Annotated in this window: 22 protein-coding genes; 13 read left to right on the top strand and 9 right to left on the bottom strand. The window is 40.7% G+C overall.

The window, feature by feature from the left end; all coding sequences use genetic code 11:
• Positions 1–18: 18 nt before the first annotated feature.
• On the top strand, positions 19–1,665 hold the full coding sequence (locus XEN7305_RS16045; protein ID WP_006510518.1) for an MBL fold metallo-hydrolase: 1,647 nt from the start codon (positions 19–21) through the stop codon (positions 1,663–1,665).
• A 238-nt stretch (positions 1,666–1,903) separates the two neighbouring features.
• A complete protein-coding gene (gene mtnA / locus XEN7305_RS16040; RefSeq protein ID WP_006510517.1) occupies positions 1,904–2,947 on the top strand; it encodes an S-methyl-5-thioribose-1-phosphate isomerase in 1,044 nt (347 codons plus the stop codon).
• 213 nt (positions 2,948–3,160) lie between these two features.
• Here mtnA and XEN7305_RS16035 read toward each other — a convergent pair whose 3' ends face one another.
• The 4 genes from XEN7305_RS16035 to XEN7305_RS16020 all read right to left on the bottom strand — a co-directional run bounded on the left by XEN7305_RS16035 (position 3,161) and on the right by XEN7305_RS16020 (position 6,409).
• Positions 3,161–3,970 carry a glutaminyl-peptide cyclotransferase gene (locus XEN7305_RS16035; protein ID WP_006510516.1) on the bottom strand — a complete coding sequence of 270 codons (810 nt, stop codon included), beginning with the start codon at positions 3,968–3,970 and terminating at the stop codon, positions 3,161–3,163.
• A 261-nt stretch (positions 3,971–4,231) separates the two neighbouring features.
• Positions 4,232–4,999 (bottom strand): RNA polymerase sigma factor SigF, encoded by a 768-nt coding sequence (locus tag XEN7305_RS16030; RefSeq protein ID WP_006510515.1) that lies wholly within the window; start codon positions 4,997–4,999, stop codon positions 4,232–4,234.
• A gap of 339 nt (positions 5,000–5,338) precedes the next feature.
• A complete protein-coding gene (locus tag XEN7305_RS16025) occupies positions 5,339–5,938 on the bottom strand; it encodes a peroxiredoxin (RefSeq protein WP_006510514.1) in 600 nt (199 codons plus the stop codon).
• 114 nt (positions 5,939–6,052) lie between these two features.
• Positions 6,053–6,409 carry a hypothetical protein gene (locus XEN7305_RS16020; RefSeq protein WP_006510513.1) on the bottom strand — a complete coding sequence of 119 codons (357 nt, stop codon included), beginning with the start codon at positions 6,407–6,409 and terminating at the stop codon, positions 6,053–6,055.
• A 160-nt stretch (positions 6,410–6,569) separates the two neighbouring features.
• Here XEN7305_RS16020 and aat point away from each other — a divergent pair, with 160 nt between their 5' ends.
• From aat to XEN7305_RS15990, 6 genes are all read left to right on the top strand, one after another.
• Complete coding sequence (aat, locus tag XEN7305_RS16015; protein ID WP_006510512.1) at positions 6,570–7,166, top strand: leucyl/phenylalanyl-tRNA--protein transferase; 597 nt, start codon at positions 6,570–6,572, stop codon at positions 7,164–7,166.
• Positions 7,167–7,263: 97 nt separating this feature from the next.
• Positions 7,264–8,982: a GMC oxidoreductase gene (locus tag XEN7305_RS16010; RefSeq protein WP_006510511.1), complete on the top strand. Its 1,719-nt coding sequence runs from the start codon at positions 7,264–7,266 to the stop codon at positions 8,980–8,982.
• Between the two features lie 13 nt (positions 8,983–8,995).
• On the top strand, positions 8,996–10,096 hold the full coding sequence (locus XEN7305_RS16005) for a DUF6765 family protein (protein ID WP_006510510.1): 1,101 nt from the start codon (positions 8,996–8,998) through the stop codon (positions 10,094–10,096).
• A gap of 48 nt (positions 10,097–10,144) precedes the next feature.
• On the top strand, positions 10,145–11,191 hold the full coding sequence (locus XEN7305_RS16000) for a hypothetical protein (RefSeq protein ID WP_006510509.1): 1,047 nt from the start codon (positions 10,145–10,147) through the stop codon (positions 11,189–11,191).
• Positions 11,192–11,239: 48 nt separating this feature from the next.
• On the top strand, positions 11,240–12,112 hold the full coding sequence (locus XEN7305_RS15995) for an acetoacetate decarboxylase family protein (RefSeq protein WP_006510508.1): 873 nt from the start codon (positions 11,240–11,242) through the stop codon (positions 12,110–12,112).
• 58 nt (positions 12,113–12,170) lie between these two features.
• A complete protein-coding gene (locus XEN7305_RS15990) occupies positions 12,171–13,718 on the top strand; it encodes a patatin-like phospholipase family protein (RefSeq protein ID WP_006510507.1) in 1,548 nt (515 codons plus the stop codon).
• Between the two features lie 91 nt (positions 13,719–13,809).
• Here the strand turns inward: XEN7305_RS15990 and XEN7305_RS15985 are convergent, their stop codons facing one another.
• Positions 13,810–14,061 (bottom strand): helix-turn-helix transcriptional regulator, encoded by a 252-nt coding sequence (locus XEN7305_RS15985; protein ID WP_006510506.1) that lies wholly within the window; start codon positions 14,059–14,061, stop codon positions 13,810–13,812.
• Between the two features lie 310 nt (positions 14,062–14,371).
• Between XEN7305_RS15985 and XEN7305_RS15980 the strand changes: the two genes are divergently transcribed.
• The gene (locus XEN7305_RS15980; RefSeq protein ID WP_006510505.1) at positions 14,372–14,782 is read left to right on the top strand and encodes a helix-turn-helix transcriptional regulator; all 411 of its coding nucleotides are present in this window, start codon (positions 14,372–14,374) and stop codon (positions 14,780–14,782) included.
• Positions 14,783–14,860: 78 nt separating this feature from the next.
• On the opposite strand, the gene XEN7305_RS27770 is transcribed toward XEN7305_RS15980, so the two are convergent.
• Entirely contained in the window at positions 14,861–15,034 is a 174-nt protein-coding gene (locus XEN7305_RS27770) for a metallothionein (RefSeq protein ID WP_006510504.1), read from the bottom strand.
• Positions 15,035–15,332: 298 nt separating this feature from the next.
• Here XEN7305_RS27770 and XEN7305_RS15975 point away from each other — a divergent pair, with 298 nt between their 5' ends.
• Positions 15,333–15,905: a calcium-binding protein gene (locus XEN7305_RS15975; RefSeq protein ID WP_006510503.1), complete on the top strand. Its 573-nt coding sequence runs from the start codon at positions 15,333–15,335 to the stop codon at positions 15,903–15,905.
• A gap of 42 nt (positions 15,906–15,947) precedes the next feature.
• Here XEN7305_RS15975 and XEN7305_RS15970 read toward each other — a convergent pair whose 3' ends face one another.
• The gene (locus XEN7305_RS15970; RefSeq protein WP_006510502.1) at positions 15,948–17,294 is read right to left on the bottom strand and encodes a glutamine synthetase family protein; all 1,347 of its coding nucleotides are present in this window, start codon (positions 17,292–17,294) and stop codon (positions 15,948–15,950) included.
• A gap of 235 nt (positions 17,295–17,529) precedes the next feature.
• Here XEN7305_RS15970 and hemF point away from each other — a divergent pair, with 235 nt between their 5' ends.
• Complete coding sequence (gene hemF / locus XEN7305_RS15965; RefSeq protein WP_006510501.1) at positions 17,530–18,561, top strand: oxygen-dependent coproporphyrinogen oxidase; 1,032 nt, start codon at positions 17,530–17,532, stop codon at positions 18,559–18,561.
• Positions 18,562–18,653: 92 nt separating this feature from the next.
• On the opposite strand, the gene XEN7305_RS15960 is transcribed toward hemF, so the two are convergent.
• Positions 18,654–19,784, bottom strand: coding sequence for a ferrochelatase (locus XEN7305_RS15960; protein WP_006510499.1), 1,131 nt, complete (start codon positions 19,782–19,784; stop codon positions 18,654–18,656).
• A 124-nt stretch (positions 19,785–19,908) separates the two neighbouring features.
• Between XEN7305_RS15960 and XEN7305_RS15955 the strand changes: the two genes are divergently transcribed.
• Together XEN7305_RS15955 and XEN7305_RS15950 are read left to right on the top strand one after the other, a co-directional pair.
• The gene (locus tag XEN7305_RS15955) at positions 19,909–20,430 is read left to right on the top strand and encodes a hypothetical protein (protein ID WP_006510498.1); all 522 of its coding nucleotides are present in this window, start codon (positions 19,909–19,911) and stop codon (positions 20,428–20,430) included.
• A gap of 248 nt (positions 20,431–20,678) precedes the next feature.
• The gene (locus XEN7305_RS15950) at positions 20,679–22,055 is read left to right on the top strand and encodes an NB-ARC domain-containing protein (protein ID WP_006510497.1); all 1,377 of its coding nucleotides are present in this window, start codon (positions 20,679–20,681) and stop codon (positions 22,053–22,055) included.
• A gap of 83 nt (positions 22,056–22,138) precedes the next feature.
• On the opposite strand, the gene XEN7305_RS15945 is transcribed toward XEN7305_RS15950, so the two are convergent.
• The coding region (locus XEN7305_RS15945) for a transposase (RefSeq protein WP_006509744.1) at positions 22,139–22,333 on the bottom strand (195 nt) is incomplete at its 5' end.

Below are 22,333 nucleotides of genomic sequence, written 5' to 3'. Positions count from 1 at the left end.
GGGACTGGAGGGAATTTGATGGGCAAGCAGATAATGCAATCTCCCAATGAGGTAGTGGGTTTGTCTTGTCTCCCCTATGGTGCAGGCCACGATCGCGAAGGGATCAGTTTATTGCTGACTATGGGTGAACATCGGATGCTCCTCGATTGCGGTGTTACCAGTTTCCCTTTTGCCAATGAGTCAAATACTCTTCCCATCGAATTTGTTTTTTGTTCCCATGCTCATCAAGATCATTGTCGAGGATTGCTGGCTCTTCATCAGGCATTTCCCAAACTTCCGATCTACACTAGCGAAATTACAGCGCAATTGCTCACTCTTTATTGGCCGAATTCAATTATTGAATCAATGGCCTTAACTGCCTTGCCTTGGCGATCGCCAAAAAAATTGGGCGAAAATCTCGAACTAGAATTGTATCCTGCGGGACATTTACCTGGTGCGGCAGCTCTTGTTCTGACTTATCAGACCAAAAAAAGAGACTATAAGGTGCTCTATACAGGGGATTTTTCCTTGTCTAACTTCCAATTGGTAGAAGGTTTATCTATTGAAGGGATGAGGGGTTTAGAGCCCGATGTTTTAATTATTGAAGGTAGTTATGGGACAGTTCGTCATCCCCACCGTCGGCAACAAGAAAAATACTTAATGGAGCGTATCGAACGGGCTTTAAAAAAGGGCGAAAATATTTTATTACCAGTGGCGCCTCTGGGTTTGGGGCAGGAAATTCTCAAGCTTTTGCGATCTCATCATCAGTTCACGGGCAAGGATCTCGATATTTGGGTCGATCAAACTGTAGCGAAAGCTTGTGATGTTTATTTGGGCTTATTATCTCAATTGCCCGCTTCTGTGCAAAATTTCGCTAAACACCAGTCTTTATTTTGGGATGAGCGCATTTGTCCGAGGATGAGTACTTTCAGCCAGTTTGAAGAAATTTCTGGGGGGAAACTACCTTGTATTGTCATGGTTGATCATGACAACCCTTTATTAGATCATTTAGTCCCCGACTGGGGGAAATGGCTGATCCTATTTGCCGAACTGCTCAGTGACGATACTGCAATAGGTTCTAAGCTACGAGAGCAAGTATCAAACAAGCAAGTATCAGACATAGAATATGTAACAGCTGAAACTTATTTGTTGGCTGAGCATAGTGACGGTCGCAATACCACCCAACTAATTCATAATTTGCGTCCCCAACATATCGTTTTTGTTCATGGTTCTCAATCTTATTTGATCGAATTGGCTAGTTTGAAGGAATTATACAATCGCTATAAAGTTCATGCACCATTGAGTGGTAATTTAGTTGAGTTTCCCTTGGGCGATCGCTTTGTGCAACCCATCAAGCCAATTTCGATCCATTACGAGGGACAATTAAACGAGGTTGGCTCTTATATCACCATGCTTTTCCCTGATAGCATTAGTGGCGATCCTCGCTGGAATAAATTTTCTGATACGGGAATCATTGAGGCTCGTTGGCAGGGAAATGAGCTTGTTTTACGAGGTATTTCTCAGCAAGAATTATTAAATTCCGATAAAAGTATCACAATGAGTGAAGATCTTGAATGTTGTAATAGTTGTATTCACTATCGTTCTCAACGTTGCTGGAACCCGAATTCGCCTCTATACGAATTTAAGGTTATGGCCGAAGGCTATTGTCCTGTTTATGAAAGGTAAATGAGGGCAGAAGGCAGATTGCAATACTTCTCGCTTGGGGAAATAGGGATGTAGGGAATTAGGGAAATCTAGCTATTATTATTTCCCAAAACCCTAAAACCCCAAATCCCAAATCGTTAGGTTTTTAAATTCAATCTTTAAACGAGAAGTATTGCGGCAGAGGGAGCATAAGTCATTGCGTTATAAGCTATAAACTGTTAGCTAAGAAAATTAATCACAATTAATTGATCTGTAAAAGATGAAAACTCTATCCAATCCAATTTATCCTGTCATTTGGCAAGACAATCACGTAGTCCTCATCGATCAGACTCGGTTGCCAGGGGAACATAGCACAGTAAATATTAACCGTTCTCAGGATATGGCAGAAGCGATTACAACCATGATTGTTCGTGGTGCGCCAGCGATTGGAGTTGCCGCAGGTTATGGAATGTACTTGGGGGCCAGGGAAATTGATACGAGAAATCGCGAGGAATTTCTGACTCAGCTAGATGCGATCGCAAAAATGCTGGGAGAAACTCGTCCCACAGCAGTCAACTTATTTTGGGCAATTTCGCGAATGCTCAAAACTGCCCAGGAATCTACAGGAACTGTCGCCGAAATAAAAGCAACTTTACTCGAAACAGCAAAAGCTATTCAACAAGAAGATCTCAATACTTGTCAGGCGATCGGCGACCATGGTTTATCTGTGCTGCCAGACAAGCCCCAATCTACTATTTTGACCCATTGCAATGCAGGATCTTTGGCGACCGCTGGTTATGGGACAGCATTGGGAGTAGTGCGATCGGCATGGCGTGAAGAAAAATTGCAACGAGTTTATGCTGATGAAACTCGTCCTCGTTTACAAGGGGCAAAATTAACAGCGTGGGAATGTGTTCAAGAGGGAATTCCCGTGACTGTAATCACCGATAGCATGTCTGCTCATTGTATGCGAGAAGGAAAAATTGATTTGGTAGTAGTCGGCGCCGATCGCATTGCGGCGAATGGAGATACTGCAAATAAAATTGGCACCTATTCTCTAGCAATCATTGCCCAAGCCCATAATGTTCCTTTTTATGTGGCTGCACCTTTTTCTACGATTGATTTTGCCTTATCAGACGGTAGTCAAATTCCTATTGAAGAACGTAATGTCACCGAGATTCGTCAAATTGGGAAGACTAGCTTATGTCCTGATGGCGCAGAATTTTACAACCCCGCTTTTGATGTCACCCCTGCTGATTTAATTGCAGGAATTATCACTGAAAAAGGTGTTATTAAACCTCATCTTTTGGCAAATTCTAAATAGAAAGGTATTAGGTATTAGGGCGTTGCTGATTTAAAACATGAAAGAATTTTGGACTAATCTTCTAATCTTCTTTGCTTCTTTCTTTGCGTCTTTGCGCCTTTGCGCGAAACGAATTCATATCTGGATTCAGCAACGTCGGTATTAGGTTGGGGCTTACGTGAAATGAGTATTGTTATCTCCAAAATATCAACATTTATGCTGCGTAAGTCCTAATTAGTTACAGTCAACTTCAATTTCAAATAAATCAGACCATAATTTCCCAGTAACAAATAATCTATCGTTTTGATGGTCGTAGGCAATACCATTTAAAACTGCATCTCGATTGAAAATCAAACCCGAATCTTTTAATCCAGACAAATCAAGCCATCCTAATACTTGACCAGATGTGGGAGAAATCCGAGCAATGCGATCGCTCATCCAAATATTGGCATAAATTTCACCGTTGATATATTCAAGTTCATTTAATTTCTTAACAGGCTGATCGCGATCGCGCACTGCAATGCGTTTGACCTCCTCAAAAGTCACGGGGTCAAGAAAGAAAAGACTATCCGAGCCATCACTCATAATTAAATACTCGTCATCATGAGTTAAACCCCAACCATCAGTAGCATAATTAAACTCCTGTAACTTAGTAAAAGATTCGCGATCGTAGACAAAACCAGTCTGAGCCTTCCAAGTAAGTTGAATCAGTTTATCTTCAAATAAAGTAATACCTTCGCCAAAATATTTATCATCTAAATTAATACTCTGCAAAACTTGCCCCGTCTCCAAATCAACCTTGCGCAGAGAAGAACGACCATTTAATCCTGTTCCCTCATAAAAATCCCCCTCATAGTAGACCAAACCTTGAGTAAAAGCATTATTGTCATGGGGATAGGTATTAACTATTTGATAACCACAACTTGTTGTCTGAGAATCAGGAATACTCTCTGTTTCAGCCAAAGAACATCCCATTCCCAAGAAAGTTATCGTTAATAAACTTAAAACAAATATTTTCCTTGGCAAAAATTTCACTTTATCCATTACACATAAAAAAGAGCATCACAACCAATATAAAGTCATGATACTCAAGAGATTAGAACAAGCAACATTTACTGACAAACGTGAGTTCTATGAGTACAAAATTTACTATTTCTGAATAGGGATTTGGGGATTTGGGGATTTGGGGATTTGGGGATTTGGGGAAAAGCCTATTACTTCGTTGTTAAACTTGGAAAATGTAATCAAAAATAAAATTCATCGAACTGACGTTGATAACTGATAACTGTTCACTGAATAACTGAATTAAGCTACTTGAGGATTGAGAATTGTACCTAATTGCTCAATTCCCTTATGTAAATGTCTAGTTACAGTCATCGGGCTAATGCCAATATATTTAGCTGCTTCTTTGCGAGGCAAATCCCATAAAAATACACATTCAATAGCTGCTTTAGTTTTGTCTTCCAGCTCACCCATGGCTCGTTGTAATTGTAAACGATCCTCTTCTAATTTTCTGATTTGCTGAGCGCGAGGGTCCGCTAATGTATCACCAAAAGTAATAGAAGAATCTGTGGCATTACTAACTACTGCATCTAAACTAATTGGCAATCTATTTTGTAAAGCCAATTGACATTCGCTCCATTCAGTTAATGGAACTCCTAAAGCTCCAGCAAGTTCAATATCATGGGGTAAACGTCCCAATTTTTCAATTAATTCTTTGCGTAGTTTTTTACCTTTAGCATATAGTTCTTGCCAACGACGAGGAATTCGCATCATACTGCCTCTATCCCTTAGATAGTGAAGCATTTCGCCGCGAATATAAGGTATAGCAAATGAGCTAAAAGCAGCACCTTGATGGGGGTCAAAACGTTCAATTGCCCTGATCAAACCTAGATACCCAATTTGTTCTAGATCTTCGTATGGTTCAGCACATTTTTTGCTTACTTGATGGGCAACTTTTCTCACTAAACCAGAATTTAATTCAACTAATTTATTTCTTAATCTAAGAGAAGGATTAACAAAATAATCCTGTAAAAGTTCCATAGAACGATAGCTAAGAGATTGATTACTCATAAGAATTAAAGCCAAGGTATCGGAAATACCATAAAGTTAGGGAATTAATATAGATACAATTGTCTATGGACTCCTAAAAACTCACCATGGTTGTTTCACTGAAAAATTTTTACCTACCTTTTTTTTTTCCGCATAAATACGCATACATACATTATTAATTCGCCGTCATTAAATCATTGAACATTCACAGTTTTATGGATTGAATCTCATTTATTTAGTTAATAATCCAAATAAAAAAACACGGCATAACCGTGTCAGAAATAATGTTATTTTTTATTAAGTTACCTTCAAGCTTAAAGCTGTTAACTACTAACTGCTAACTGCTAACGGAGAAAAGGCTTATACACTAGCGAAGTACTCTTTAGACTTGACCGGATCAGGAATCATTGTTTGATCTCCTTCTTGCCAACCCGCAGGACAAACTTCGTCGGGATGAGATTGTACGTATTGAATTGCTTTTAAGGTACGAAGAGTTTCGTCTACGCTGCGCCCAAAGGATAGGTTGTTGACAGTGGCATGTTGAATTGTACCTTCTGGATCAATAATAAATAATCCTCGTAAGGCGACCCCCGCATCAGGATCGAGAACATTGTAATTGGTGCTAATTTCCTTTTTGATATCAGAAACTAGAGGATAATCAATATCGCCAATACCACCTTGTTTCTTGTCAGTTTGAATCCAGGCTAGATGGGAAAACTCACTATCAACAGAAACTCCTAGGACTTCTGTTTTGACAGCAGAAAATTCTTTGTAGCGATCGCTAAAAGCAATAATTTCTGTAGGACAGACAAAGGTGAAATCTAAAGGGTAGAAAAATAAAACAACATACTGACCGCGATAGTCAGACAATTTAATAGTCTTGAATTCTTGGTCAAAAACGGCAGTGGCAGTAAAATCCGGGGCTTCCTGACCTACTCTAATGCATCCTTCTGCGGTCATATCTTAATCCTCTCCTTAAATAAATACTGGATTTTAAGTTAATTTGAGCGTGCTTTTCTCGAATCTAGATTAATATATCACGCTCATAACGATTACGATTAATTGCTTCTTGGTCTATTCAGCGCCACAACAGCGATCTATCCCCAGACTATCTAAAATCAGATCGCTAACGGCATTTGCGATCGCAAATTCACTATAAAAACTACGACTAAAATCAAAAGCTTGCATTTCTGTCACGATCGCAATGACTAATGATCCGAGATCATTTTCCCCCTCCAAGCGTTGACGAACAAAGATTTGTGATGCTCTTACAGCGATGGTCTCATTAACCAATTCCGGAATAAATTCTTCATCCAACCAGGTATGTAAAGCTTTTTTGAGCCATTGTGATTCAAGCTCAGGGTTAGTAATAGGAGGTAAAGTAATAGGGGAAATAGGTTCAACTTCTATAGGTTCAACTTCTGATGACATTGATTTTTGGGGATAGAGACTTATCTAATGCTATCTGAACATTGATTGTTTTTCCCGATTTATTCTGCCAAGTTTCTTTCTAAGAGCCTTATATTTTGGTCATTATTTCCCTAGTGCCCCATTCCCCCGTTTTCTGCTCCCTGTTCCCAAGCTTTCTATTATGAATATATATAATGTTGATATTTCATCGGTTGTTCAAGGCTATAGTCAAGGTTATTTTTTGATGTCTGATGACGATGGCAAATTATGTTGGTATTCGAGTCATCAAAGAACTTTGATTCCTTTAGATAATCGTTTTCGCTATCCCAAATCATTAAACCGAGTACTGAACCAAGAAAGATTTTCTGTCGCAATAGATCGCAATTTTGTCGAAGTTTGTGAAGGTTGTGCCGATCGCGAAACTACCTGGATTTCTGAGGAACTCAAACGAGTTTATCTGGCGCTGTATAAAGCTGGATGGGCCCATAGTTTTGAGACATGGTACGGTGATGAATTGGCTGGGGGAATTTTAGGCATTGCGATCGCAGGAGTGTTCATTGGCGAATCGATGTTTTATCGTATTAGTGAAGGCTCGAAAGTGGCAATGGTTAAATTGGTAGAACATCTGCGCCACAGAGGGTATTTATTCTTTGATGCCCAATTACAAAATCCCCATTTAGAAAGATTTGGTTCCTATATAATTGATGCTGCCCAATACCAAATGCTTTTGCAAGAAGGCTTAAAGCGTCGATGTGATTTTATATCATCTGCAAAATAGTTAACATTTTTCAAGAAAACTTTACTTTAAAAGCCTTAAATATTTTATCTTTGAAAAACCGAGGTAATATCAAAACATCATTAGTAGAACTTGAAAAATGGTTAATGAGAAATCGGTGGTAAAAGCTGAGAATCATTATGATGCTGTGATTATTGGCTCAGGCTTCGGTGGTTCGGTAATGGCATACCGACTAGCAGAAAGAGGATTAAAAGTTTGTGTTCTAGAAAGGGGTAAAAAATATCCTCCTGGCTCTTTCCCTCGTAGTCCCGACAAAATGAAAAAGAATTTCTGGGACCCGAGTGAAGGACTTTATGGCATGTTTGATGTCTGGTCATTTAGAGATATTGCTGCTGTGGTCTCTAGTGGTCTGGGCGGAGGCTCTCTCATCTATGCCAATGTGCTAATTCGCAAAGACGAAAAATGGTTTGTCAAAGAAGATCTAGCCGCAGACGGCCATGAATATTGGCCTGTAAATCGTGCCGAGCTAGATCCCCATTATGATCGCGCCGAGCAGATGCTAAATGCCCAGAAATACCCCTTTGACAAATCCCCCTATAAAGAAACTCGTAAAACCCAGGCATTACAGTTTGCGGCCCAAGAATTAAATCTAGATTGGCATTTGCCCAATTTAGCCGTTACCTTTGCCAATCCTAATCAAGAGCCAATTACCGGAGAACCCATAGCAGAAAAGCATCGTAACCTCCACGATCGCACTCGCTATACCTGTCGTCTTTGTGGCGAATGTGACATTGGTTGCAACTATGGCAGCAAGAATACTCTTGACTATAACTATCTCAGCGAAGCCCAAAGATTAGGAGCAGAAATTAAAACTCTGTGTGAAGTGCGTTCTTTTCGACCCCAAGCCAATAAAGGCTATGTCATTGAATATGTTGAACATAATGCAGATCGAGAAGGGCAAGTCACTAAAACGGATCAACTGCCTCCCCACACTATTACTGCTAATCAATTAATTCTCGCTGCGGGGTCAATTGGGTCTACTTATTTGTTACTAAAAAACCAACAAGCGCATTTTCCCCAACTTAGCCCCAAGCTAGGAACTCGCTTCTGTGGTAATGGCGACCTGATTAACTTTGCCATCAAAGGAGACCGAGTGATCGATGGCAGCTATGGCCCTGTGATTACCAGTACAATTCGGATGCCCGATGCTTTAGATGGGGGAACTGGTCGCGGTTTTTATATCCAGGATGCAGGCTATCCCGACTTTATCAACTGGATCTTGGAAATGAGCGAGGCACCAGGTAATATACGTCGCAAAATTCCTTTTATCCTGCGTTGGCTCTGGGTCTCTATTACCAAAAGAGGACTGCAAGATAGTAATCTGAGTGAAGAAATTTCTGAGTTGTTATTTGGTACCAATAAACTTGATCTTTCCTCAACAACTATGCCCCTACTGGGAATGGGCAGAGATATTCCTAGCGGCGTGATGAAATTGCGGGATGGCGATCGCCTTGATATCACCCCCAACTTCAAACCATCCCAAGATTACTTTGATCGCCTAAGAAAAACCATGGAAAATATTGCCCAAAAACTAAGCGCAACCTATATTGACAATCCGCTTTGGTACCTCAAACGCACGATTGCTGCCCATCCTTTGGGTGGTTGTCCGATGGGGCGCCATCAGGATGAAGGGGTTGTAGATTCCTATGGTGAAGTTTTTAATTATCCTGGCTTTTTTATTGCTGATGGTTCGGTAATGCCAGGGCCAGTGGGTCCTAATCCTAGTTTGACCATTGCGGCCTTGAGCGATCGCTTTGCTGAGAAAGTTATCGAAAATTATGAGAAAAACAAAGTTTGAGAGGTTGATATAGATGCAAATTGATTTCCATCACAGCGTTACCTATGTCTTATCACGCCTAGCAGGATTTGACCATGCCCAAGCGAATACGATCGCCCATAGCGCTCAATATGTAGATGATGCAACCAATGCAGGACTGATCCTGTTTGAGAACGGTGGTCTGTTTAGTCGGATTAGTTCGGCTCACAAGATGCTAGATTATCGGAATTTTCGTAAATTGGCCAATTATCAAGTTTGGATTCCTTTTCATTTTCTACCAGGCAATGATGGTTTACCTGCAGGAGAAGATCCCGAAGGCAAATTTATTCACAAACTGATTTGTCGTCCCAATAGCCATGTGGCTCAGGCAATGGTCACAGAGGCCATTCTAAATCATCATAAGTCCTCTGGTTTGTACCGTTTAGGCATTACTATGCATGTTTATGCTGATACTTGGGCCCATCAGGGATTTGCGGGAGTCAATCATCGAGTGAACGAAGCCGACGATTTGGTGGATGAAAATGGTGAAATTGATAGTGAATTTAACCAACGACTCAATAAATATTTTCGGAAAAATTTTCTGGAGCAATTAGCTGGGGCTTTAATTGGCGATGCCTTCCCTTTAGGTCATGGCGCCGTATTATCTAATCCTGATAAACCTTTTTTGAAATGGGGTTATAAGGATGGGTTGGGCCGGCAAGTAGAACGCGACAATCCCCGTGATTTTCTCGAAGCAGCAGAGAATATGTATATCTGGCTACAACGTTATCGGCTCAAAGATCCCACTGCCGAAGTCTCGGGACTGCCAACTGGCGATCGCGAATTAATTGCTCAGATGATCGCGACCATTAGAGACAATGACAGTCATGCTCGACATGAAAAATGGCTTGCTAGCATTCGGGAGGGAAAATTTAGTTTTGGCACAGCAGAAGTCCCTTACATTTCCAAGGGTCGAGGTTCTTGGAAATATGAAGCTTTAAAAACCGAAAAGGCGATCGACACAGGAAAAGAAAGATTTCCCTATAATTCTACTTTTCTCCAAAGTGATTGGAAATTATTTCATGATGCTCTCAAAGCCCATCGACTATATATTGTGGACGAACTGCTACCCCAATTTGGCATCTGTGTTGCTTAAAAATTTATCCTCAATCATAACAATGTAGAGAAGCCAGGAAACTAAATCATGCTCGAAGTCAACCCCAACAAGAATATTAAGGAAACTATTTTCCCCTTCACAACTCAAGATGGCATCGAATGTAATTTGATTCGCGTTCAAGGAGCTAACCCTCCTGATAAAGCTCCTGTGCTATTGGTGCATGGTGCGGGAGTGCGAGCCAATATTTTTCGGGCCCCTGTGGAAACTGATATCGTGGATTATCTAGTTGCCCGTGGCTACGATGTTTGGTTAGAAAATTGGCGTGCCAGCATAGATGTCAAGCCCAATCGTTGGACATTAGATCGAGCTGCAATCTACGACCATCCTCAAGCAGTAAAAACCATTGTCTCAGAAACAGGATGGGACAAAATCAAGGCCATTGTTCATTGTCAAGGTTCTACTAGTTTCATGATGTCTGCGGTTGCTGGGTTGGTTCCTGAAGTCGAAACCATTATTAGCAATGCGGTTTCACTCCATACTATTGTGCCTACTGGTTCGGCAATTAAAATCAAGGCAGCTTTGCCTCTAGTCAAACCCCTTAGCGATCACCTCGATCCACAATGGGGATTAGATCCCAAAAGCCCAGCTGCAAAGTTAATTTCTGCTTTTGTCGCGCTGACCCATCATGAATGCAATAATCCTGTCTGTAAACAAGTTAGTTTTACCTATGGTTTTGGTTTTCCTGCCTTGTGGCTCCACGAAAATCTGAATGAGCCCACCCATGAATGGCTTAAACAAGAATTTGCCTATGTGCCTCTGACTTTCTTTGATCAAATTTCTGCTTGTATCAGCAAAGGACATTTGATTTCTGTCGAGGGCAAGCCCGAATTACCCGATGATTTTGTGGCTCAAGCTCCGAAAACTGAGGCTCGGATTGCCTTTTTTGGGGGAGAGCATAATCTCTGTTTTTTACCTGAAAGTCAGGAGAAAACCTGGGAATTTTTCAATTCTTACCGTCCTGACTATCATTCATTACATATTATGCCTGATTATAGTCATTTAGATATTTTTATGGGGAAAAATGCTGCTGTTGATGTCTTTCCACTAATAGTCTCGGAATTGGAAAGGTGTTAGGGGTTAGGTTTTAGGTTTTAGATTTTAGGGATTAAAGGAGAAATTTTTATGGGAATTCCCAAGCGAATTCGAGAGCAGACAGGATTATATTCTTTGGTGGATGATATTCCTTTTCAGCTACCTGTCAATTCCGACAAAACTCCTGCTTTGATGGCAGCTTTTCCGATTAATGCAGATAAGGCAAAAGCATTATTACCAGGCAAAGAACTGCATCCTTTCCGTCTTTGGAACAAAGGTTTATTGCTAATTACGGTAATTGATTATCGAGTAACTGATATTGGCAAATATGTTGAATTTAGTATTGGTATTGCTTGTACCCAAGGCGCGAATCCAGCACCGCGACTAATTCCTGGTCTTTTGATGAAACAATTTAATACAGGGCAATATGTTTTTGATTTACCTGTTAGTAGTGAGATCTCGGTTAAGGGTGGCAAAGGTATTTGGGGTATGCCTAAACATCAGGCTAATCTAGATTTTCTGATTGGCGAAGAAACTGTTAGCAGCCAGTATGATTTGGATGGTCAGCTGGCAATGAAAATCGAAGTTAAAAAACCCCAGAAGGCTTGGCTTCCCCTAAATATGCCGGGTACAAACTACTGTCAATTTCGCGGCATGTTAATGAAATCCTATGTTTATTTTCAGGGTAAATTAGGCTTCTTTCTGTTCAAGCCAGGATCTGCTGTGCTGACTCTCGGCTCTCACCCTCGTTTGCAACCCCTCAAGGAACTGGATATTGACCCTAACCCATTGTTTGCGGGGTTTTTTCCAGAAACTAAAGGCGTTCTCGACGACCATTTTGAGTCTTGGTTTCTCGGCTATGATCAACTACCTCAAAAACCTCCAGAAGGATTAGAAAGTGTCGTTGATCTGGGATTAAGTGAGGAATGGTTAGCGCCGCCGCAATCTTTGAAAGAGAAGTAATTTAAGTAATAAGTAATAAGTAATAAGTAATGGGTAATGGGCTGGGGACAAAATATCAATGAAAGAATTAGAGCATAAACCCTATGGAGCAAATCCTGAAGGCTATACAGGAGTGAAGCGTTCCCTGTTACTGGCTGGTGGCGGCATGCGTGTTGCCTATCAAGCAGGGGTAATTTTAGCTCTGATCGAGTCGGGGATGACCTTCTCTCATGTTGATGGAACTTCTGGTGGTTCTATTAATATGTCAATGCTGTTTTCCGGTTTGTCTCCCCAGTCAATATGCGATCGCTGGCGTACTCTGAAGGTTCAAGATTTTGTCTCTTTGATGCCATTAAAAAAATATCTCGATGCTAGTGGTTTGCTTGCAATGGCAGATGCTGATGGCATTGTTCAAGGAGTGTTTCCCCATCTAGGAATTGATGTTGAGAAAATCAAGGCCGCGATCGCGATTCAGGGAACTTATAATATCGGAAATTTTTCCCTAAAAACTAATGAAGTTTTCCCCCACCAGGCAATTGATTTAGACCTTTTAGTGGCAGGTATTTCGATTCCCATTTTGATGCCCCCAGTGACTAGAGGAGAATATTTTTATACCGATCCTCTATGGATCAAAAATACTAATTTAATCGAAGCAGTGCATCAAGGCGCAGAAGAAATCTGGGTCATTTGGTGTATTGGCAATACCAAGGAATATAATTCAGGTCTATTCAAACAATTTATCCAGATGATGGAGATCACGGCAAATAGCGCTTTGTTTGCCGAATGCGATCGCATAAATGAAATCAATAAGCTTATTCTGCAAGGTCATAGTATCTATGGACAGACAAAACCCATTAAGCTACATCTGATTAAACCGACCTATCCTTTGCCTCTAGATCCAGATTTATATTTTGGCAATATTGACGCGGCAACCCTAATTGATCTCGGTTATGCCGATGCTTATCAGTATTTGCAAACTATGCAACCTCAAGGCTTACCCTTTACCAATGAGATAACTCAAATGAAAGAAAATCAATTGGGCATTACTTTCCGTGAAACTATGGCGGGGAGTTTTTCGTTAGAAAATACCGATCCTCGGGCTGGAGAAACCCAAGGTAAGGCTGAAAAAACTCATCTTGCTATGCATGCTACAGTCAATATTCGTGATCTAGAGCGATTTATCAGCGATCCAAATCATCTTGGCAGCATTACTGGTCATATCGATTTTTCGCTTTTTGGGGAAAATATTCCGGCGAAGACTGGTGTCTTTAATTTATTCTCTCCCACAGATCAGCCTGAACTTAAGTTAATGATTTATGAACTGGCTTTTAGTCATAAGGGCCAAGATTATTATTTGGCTGGCAAAAAGGAGGTTCGAGACGATCCAGGCTTTGACCTGTGGTCCGACACTACTACCTTATACTGCCAATTACATCAGGGAACAGATAAATCAGGAACTGTTGTTGGGGCAGGGGTTTTGAGTTTGAATGTCGCAGAATTAGCCAAGCTAGTTTCGACAATGCGAGTTACGAATGCTGAGTCTTTACCCGAAAAAACTAAAGCATTATTTGATTTTGGAAAATTTTTCCTAGGAGAACTCTGGGATAGTTATGGTCCTAAATTATGACAATTAAAGAGGGTGATTTGAGGGTTGTCAATTACTATCTTTTTTTAGGAGTATTGCTTTGGAGCCAGTTTTCTGGCTCCTTTTTGTTTGCTTAGGCGGGGGATTTGCCTGGGATCAAAGAATCTGGCAAATCGGCAAAACTCTTCTCAGTTGCCTTACAAAAGTTTTTCATTTGCGCGATTGTAAAGGTGGGTTCAGTTTGACCTTTTTCCCAGCGGCGCACGGTAGAAACAGCAACCTCGATGTCTCTGGCTAGTTGTTCCTGGGTCATGTGTGCATCAAGTCTCATTCTTTTGAATGGGGAATTAGTTTCAACTACTTCTCCTTTTTTTGGTCTTGTCATGGCGGTACTTTATTTTCGAAGTTAATGTCAAATGTTATTGTTGCATAGATGGGTCTGCGATCGCAACTTCTGTGAATATTTGATTTAAAAATCTTTACATGCGATCATATTTCAAAGTTATTACTTGATGTTTCATCAACATATGAGATCGTTCCTTTCTCAGCTTTCTTGCTTTTGACAATGCGATCGCGATTCCAGAATAAACTAGTGTCGCAGACTCTTAGAAATACCACCCGACCCGATAGTTAATAAGAAGTGTAATTAATGGGGGTATAATTGACGAATATATGAAAGTATCTTCATCAATTAAATGGATTCTTCCACTCCACGACAAAAAGATCTCGTCACCTCTCGAAAAAATAAAAATAATTTAACTTGTCATCCTCATAATTCTTCAGAAAATACGTATTTGGAGGAATTGTCTGGGAAAATTCTTAACCTGTCAAAAGCGCAGCGCATGGCAGAGTTCTTCAGCGGAGTAGGAGATCCTAATCGCTTGCGTATTCTTTCTGTGCTGGCAATACAGGAACTATGCGTCTGTGATTTGGCTATTACCCTAGAAATGAGCGAGTCCGCTGTTTCTCATCAATTGCGTGTCTTAAGGGCAATGCGCTTGGTTAGTTATCAAAGAAGAGGACGGAAAGTTTTCTATCGTCTTCAAGACAATCACGTTTTGGAATTTTACCAGTCTGTCGCAGAACATCTGGACGAGGTAGACTAAACGCTCTTCTTGGTTTGCTTGCCGGATTGAAAGAGCGTCTGAAGAATTTATTCATTGTTGCTTGAAGTCAAGCTAAGTTTAGGCGTGACATCCACAACCGGCATGGGAACATCCAGCCCCTTCTGAGTGGCCCTTGGCGCAAGCATCAGAACAGTAGTATTTGCCTTCTTTACTAATGGCATCGCTTACATTAACGATACATAAACAAGAAGGACAAGCACATTTCATTTGGGTAACAGTAGCAGCTGTCATGATCATTCTTCTCCTATAGCAAAAGTAGTTAATGTCCAAATAAAAACTCGAACACTGAAATCATAACGTATGAATAGATGTTCATATGTACTAAGCTTTACTTTGTAATCTTTCTTAAAAAATCTTGTCTGAGCATTTCATCATTAGTCTTGTTTGCATAAAATTTCGCGATCGCAAATCTTTTTCAAGAGATTGCATTTCCAAGAATCTCTAGCGCCTAAGGGATAAAAATTAATAAACGCATAGCATAGACAACATTAGAATACTTATAACCCCAAAAAGAATTGCAGGAGGTTTTATGAGTATTTTAAATTTCTCAGACCTTGTTGACTATGTGCTTGACGTAGACTTATTTACTGAATCTATTTTTACTTTCTCAGGTTTCAATACGAACACAACATTCATTGAGGGGACGCCAGAGGATGATTTTATTATTGGCACCCCATTTAGAGATCGCATTGATGGCTTTACAGGAAACGACACTATCATTGGCTTGAGCGGTGATGACCATTTAAGGGGAGGTGTCGGTGCTGACTTTTTGGTAGGTGGTTTTGGGCTAGATACTTTTATTATTAAAGGAGATGAAAATGCCGGTGCTTATGGTCCTGATAGTGACTTGCAATTTGACGATCAAGGCCAAGTTGTTTTTGATTTAATTTTCGATTTCAACGATCATAAAGATGTATTGCGTCTAGAAGATATGAGAGTAGATGGCGTGGACAGTGTCCATTATGATTTTGGTACTGGCGACATTATTTTGACAGATACTGTCGGTGGGGAAATAACTTCTAGCAATGTTATTGCCAAGCTCCCCGCTGGTCTTGATATCTCTATTCACAACCAGGGAAATGGGAATTGGATTATTTCGTAACTTTTGCGCTTTGACCAAAGTAAACCGAATAGTCTCGGTTTATCAGTATCGCGCCCATAAAGTTTTTACTTCTTGTTCTAATTCCCAATCTTTCATTGTTGCCCACTCCGCCTCACGTACTGCCAGGAACGCTTGAGACAATTCCGAATTTAAAGCCTGCAAAAGAATATCATTTTTTTGAAGACAAGCAATCGCTGACCCCAAACTACTCGGTAAGCGATCGATTCCCTGAGTGGCAAGTTCTTCGTCGCTTAAATTTCCTGGGTCTATATTTACGGGATGCGGTGCTTCGAGATTTCTGTTAATTCCATCCAAGCCAGAAGCGATCACAGCTCCTAATGCTAGATAGGGATTGGCCGAGGCATCTACGGTTTTTAACTCCAAATGGGTGGGACAGCCAATGGGATTGCTGGGTATTCGCAGGGCAGCTTCTCGATTATCTAATCCCCAACAGCGATAAGCACCACTCCAACAATGGGGCAGCAAGCGACGGTAAGAGTTAACACTGGGAGTAGTCAATGCCATTAATGATGGCAGATGATGCAAAATTCCCGCAATAAATTTTCTTGCTGTTGGGGAAAGTCCGCAGATCCCTTGTTCGTCAGGCAATAAGTTCTGCCCATTTTGCCAGAGACTGAGGTGAATGTGGCAGCCGCTGCCAGCAGCATTGGGGAAGATTTTGGGCAAAAAAGAGGCTGCCAAATCGTGTTTATAAGCGATTACCTTGACAGTTTCTCTGAAGGCAATCTGTCTATCAGCCGCAGCTAAAGCATCGGTATAGCGCATGGAAATTTCCTGTTGCCCGGGGCCTGATTCGGGATAATACTGTTCTACAGGTATTCCTTGGGCAATGAGCGAGTCGGCAATTTCATTAATGACTTCCCGATGCAGATCCATTGCATAACTAGAAGCAAAAACTGTTTCATCAGCCGGTTCCAATCCTTTAGTTGTCGGGCGCAGTAAGTAAAATTCATTCTCAAATGCTGCCTTGACTGATAATCCTCGATCTTTAGCCGCAGCAATACTTCTCGTCAAGAAGTTGCGAGGGCACATTGCCCAGGGTTCTCCTGCCAGTACCATATTACCCATAACGCTAGCATGACCAGGAGCATGGGACAAAAGCTTGAGAGTTGACCAATCGGGGACTAAACGAACTTCTCCCACGGGACTCAAACCAGTTTCGGGTATCACGACATCTTGCATTACAGGGATTCCCTGCTGTCCGGTGGAGATCCCTACTCCAGAATTAAAGTATTCGGACAGCAAATCTAGATGCACCGCTTTACCTCGAATAATATTGGCATTGTCACACCATAAGATGCGAACAAATTTGATGCCAGCTTGATCGAGATTTTTTTTGACCTTCTTAAACTTAATATTTTTAGCCATGCCAGGACGTCAAGGTTAAATAACTTTATTTATACAGCAAAATTAGAACGCATAAAATTAAATTATGCATGGTCAAGAACAAGGCGGAGGATTATATCCCATGGCAGCTCAGCATTTTAATTGCCCACTTTAAATATTGTTTATTTGGTCAAGAGTTAAGTTTTACAAAGCCAAATAGAAACAAAATTATATTGCTATATAGTTATATATCGTAGACTTAGATTACAACAACCCAATGAGCAGTCAAACCTTAATCACGCCTCAAAATGCCAATCAAGCATCTCTTCCTCCTAAAGATTCAAGAGAGCGAGTCAAGCAATTTGTCCAACAGCTCCAAGATAATATTTGTCAGGGTTTAGAACAACTTGATGGTCAGGCTAAATTTGTCGAGGACAATTGGCAAAGAGCAGAAGGTGGTGGTGGACGCACTCGTGTGATTCGAGATGGTAGAGTGTTTGAGCAGGGAGGAGTCAACTTTTCTGAAGTTTGGGGCGATAGTCTGCCGCCAGCAATCTTAGTACAGCGCCCTGAAGCCGCAGGACATGGTTTTTACGCTGCGGGAACATCGATGGTATTGCATCCTCGTAATCCCTATGTTCCCACAGTGCATCTTAACTATCGCTATTTTGAAGCCGGCCCTGTTTGGTGGTTTGGCGGTGGTGTCGATCTTACTCCCTATTATCCTTTTGCTGAAGATGCGATTCATTTTCACAAAACTATCAAACAAGCTTGTGACGAGCATCATCCAGAATATTATCCCGCTTTTAAACGTTGGTGCGATCAATATTTTTATTTAAAACATCGTCAAGAGGCACGGGGCATTGGCGGTATCTTTTTTGATTATCAAGATGGTAATAGCAAACTCTATTGTGGTTCGGAAACTAATAGTCCTGCCGATGTTTATAGTAATCAAGTCGGTCAGGTAAATCGCAGTTGGGAACAGCTATTTGCTTTTGTGCAAAGTTGTGGCAATTCTTTTTTACCAGCCTATGTGCCGATCGCAGAACGACGTCAAGATACTGAATATGGCGATCGCGAGAGAAACTTTCAGCTATACCGTCGGGGACGTTATGTAGAGTTCAATCTTGTTTACGATCGCGGAACAATTTTCGGCTTACAAACTAAGGGACGGACTGAATCGATTCTCATGTCTTTGCCTCCTTTGGTGCGCTGGGAATATGGTTACACACCAGAACCAGGAACTCCAGAAGCAGAATTATACGAAATATTCCTTAAACCCCAAGATTGGGACAAGTATGAAGGATAAAGGATGTCCTTATCCTTATGCCCAAAAATAAATGATTTATACATCTGTAGGGGCGATTCGCGAATCGCCCCTACATCGCGTCGCCCACTTGGTTAATGATGATGGTGATGATGGGAATGACCATGATTAGCTGATGCTAATTGAGGGTTAACATTTACCCCTGTTTCTGCCAGTAAATCTTCGATTTGTTCGGTTGCCCAATCTGCTGCCATATTCAAGAACTCAGCATTGTCATTAACACAAGGCATTTTGTCAAAATGAACCTCAGAATGACGATGTTGTAGATGGTGAATGATATGGTCTACATCCAGAAGAGTTTCATGATTTTCCGTTGCAAAACCAATAGGCATCATGAGGATTGCCGTTGCACCCAACTCAATTAGGTTATTTGCTGCTAACTCCACATTAGGCTGTGTCCATTCAATTAAAGGAGTATCATGGTTGAGCCAACCCACAGAAATTAAGGGGTATTTGGCAATCAGTTCTTCTCTAACTAATTCATAAAGAGCTTGGCTTTCATCAATGCCGGAAGTGAATCCTTTGGCTTTATGGGGACAGCCATGATTCATTAAGATAATCCCGACCTGGGATGGCAAATAAGCTTGAGACAATTCACTGGTAATTTTATCTTCTACCATTTTTGCCAGAAGCTTGATATAGTCGGTCTTATTATAAAATGAGGGAATATAACGGGTGTTTTCTATCCAGTGAGAACCAGAATCGGCTAGTTTGGTTAATGCTTTATTGACCTGCTCTACCGCAATGCCACTAGTGAAAATGGAATCGACAACGAGTAAAGGGTAGATTAATAATTTAGTAAATCCTTCTTCTTTGATTTGGGCTAATACTTGCTCTGGCAAAAAAGGTGCACAAAAGTTAAAGGCTTTAAAAACTTTGACTTTTTCACCCCAAGTTTCTTGTAACTTGTTTTCAATTCCTGCTCTTTGTTGCTCAAAAATTTGATTGTGAGGAGAGATAAAATTACCATGCTGATGTCCCCATTCATGAAGATCGAACATCGCTAGTAATTTAGCCAAAGGAGGATAAATCCAAGTTGGTACAGGAGCAAATTTAGCAGTTAAAAGATTGAGGGCTTGTTCGTTATAGTTAGCAAAATCTTCATAGCTTTCTACTTCGCCATACCCCATTAACAAGACAGCTACTCTATCCTGATCATTACTATCAACAGTTGGGGGATGCTTATGTTCCGAAATTGTTACCACGATCGCGCTTCCTTATGTAGTATTTTGGTTACTAGTCATTAATCATTCTCCTTATTACCTACGGGTCGTCCCAGATCCTTTGTTGATACTTTTTATTTCGTAATCATCGGTTTACTTTTGTTTAATGAACGTAATAATTTGCCCAGGAATTCATGAACCTAAGTTAACGGATAGTTTTATTGCTAGTTTATCTCTAGAAGATAATTCCTTAGTTTTTCCGGCAAATCATTACCCAGCCTATGATTCATGGCATATTTATGACTGGATACAGAAACAAAAACTAGTTTCTCAGGAGTTGCTGTTCGTTACTTTTAGTGCGGGAGTTGTTGGGGGCATAGGCGCTGCGATCGCCTTGCAGTTGAGCGGCTTTAAGATCACGGCTTTTATTGCGATCGATGGTTGGGGTGTTCCTTTATTCCCGATGTTTCCTATTTATCGCCTGAGTCATGACCATTTTACCCATTGGAGTTCGGCAATCTTGGGGGCAGGAGATGAGGGTTTTTATGCTGATCCGGCAAAGTCCCATTTAGAGCTCTGGTCAGCTCCTGAAAATTGTTGGGGATGTCGAGTTTCCAGCAAGAACCAATTAATTTCTCGGTGTACAGCTAGGGATTATTTAAAACTGTTGATGAGTAAAACCTATTGATTAAAGTTAACTCGAAGAAGTAGATGATGAGCTTGTTTTGTTTGGGGATTTGGGGATTTGGGGATTTAGGGAAAAGCCTATTACTTCGTTGTTCAACCTGGGAAGTTTGATCAAAAAGAAAATTCGTCGAACTGACGTAACTTCGTAATTTTGTAGACGAAATTACTATGGATTCGTTTAGAATAAAGGTTGAATGAAAAGTATTTTAGCGCCCCGTGGAGCGGATCTCGAAGAGATCGCCTTTTGCCATGACCAGCGATGATAACCCCAGAGCAATAGACCTCAATCGGGGTAATTACAATGAGAAATTTCGTGATTATGTTGATAACAGCACTAACCATTATCACAAGGGCGATCGCATTCCGGATGAGATTACGGGCATTCCCAATAATTTGCCCCGATTCAAAAGCAATTATTTCGTGGGTCGCGATGCGGATTTAAACAATCTCCATCAACTATTGCAAAAGTCAAAATCTGTTGCAATATCTGCTATTTCAGGGATGGGTGGCATTGGTAAAACTGAGCTAGCGATTCAATATGCCCTCAAATATCAAGACCAATATCCAGGAAGTATTTGCTGGTTAAGAGCTAGAGAAGATATTGGCACCCAGATTGTTCAGTTTGCCAAATCATCACTTAATCTCCACGTTCGCGATGATCTTGATTTGGTAGGACAAGTTCAATATTGTTGGAATCATTGGAGTGAGAAAAATTCCTTAGTTATCTTGGATGATGTTCCTAATTATGGTGAATATTATCGCAAGAATATTCAAGCGTATCTGCGATCTGTTAAATCTAATATCAAGATATTAAGTACTAGTCGACAGAAGCCAGGAAAAAATATTGAGCATTTAGATTTAGATATATTATCTCCTAAAGCCGCATTTGCTTTAATTATTTCCCTAGCTGAGGATTCTCAAATTGATTTTGAACAGGAGAAAGAAAGTCTTGAAAGACTATGTAAATGGTTGGGGTATCTGCCATTGGGGTTAGAACTGGTTGGTAGATATTTAGATTTGCATCCGACATTTACTATTGGAAAAGTTATCCAGAAATTGGAGGAGAGAAAGCTTGATGCTAGGTCATTAATACATCGTCAAGATTCGGACATGGTGGGCCAGCTAGGAGTAGCCGCAGCTTTCGATTTATCCTGGAATGAAATTCCCTCAACGGCTCAAGAATTAGGATGTTATTTAGGTTTATTCAATTCAGATCCTTTCATTTGGTCATGGGTCAAAGACGGTCTATTAGAAGGAGAAAACGGCGAAGAAGCTGAAGAATTAAGAGATCTTTATTTACTCAGATTTAATCTCCTCAAAATAAATTCTAATCAGCAATATCAACTCCATTCCTTGATCGCTCAATATTTTCAAGCAAAACTCGCAACCCTAGAAAATTCCGAATTACTCAAGCAAAAATTCATTCAACCATTGATTGCTATCTCGCAATCTATTCCATCAATTCCAACTCAAGAAGATATCACAAGAGTAGCTTTAGCAATCCCTCATTTAAGCAATCTAGCAACTGATTTAGTTCAATATGTAGGAGATGATGACCTCTTTTGGGTAAATGAACCTGAGTTCGACAAGATGAAACCAAGACCATACGCGATCGCTAAAAAATAAATTGCGCTCAGCAAAGCTTGGCGCTTTGTGCGTCATGAGATTTAAAATGGATTAGGCTCTATCTTCTAGCTGCTGAATCAGGGTTAAAAAACAGTAGGAGGGAGAGCCGATAAAGCTTTGGGCTCTAGATCAAGAGAAGGTTTCTGCGGGAAATAAGAGTAAGCTACTAATCCAGCCAGAAGATTCACCAGAAAATTCCAGATACTCCTGTGTCTTGAATGCTCTATTTGAGAAATATTTTTGAGTTGGTCATTGACTGTTTCAATTAAAGCTCTCTT

The sequence above is a fragment of the Xenococcus sp. PCC 7305 genome (assembly GCF_000332055.1).
Classification (GTDB): Bacteria; Cyanobacteriota; Cyanobacteriia; order Cyanobacteriales; family Xenococcaceae; genus Xenococcus.
Note: the sequence above shows the minus strand (reverse complement) of the source record. Positions and strands in the feature narration are given on the sequence as shown.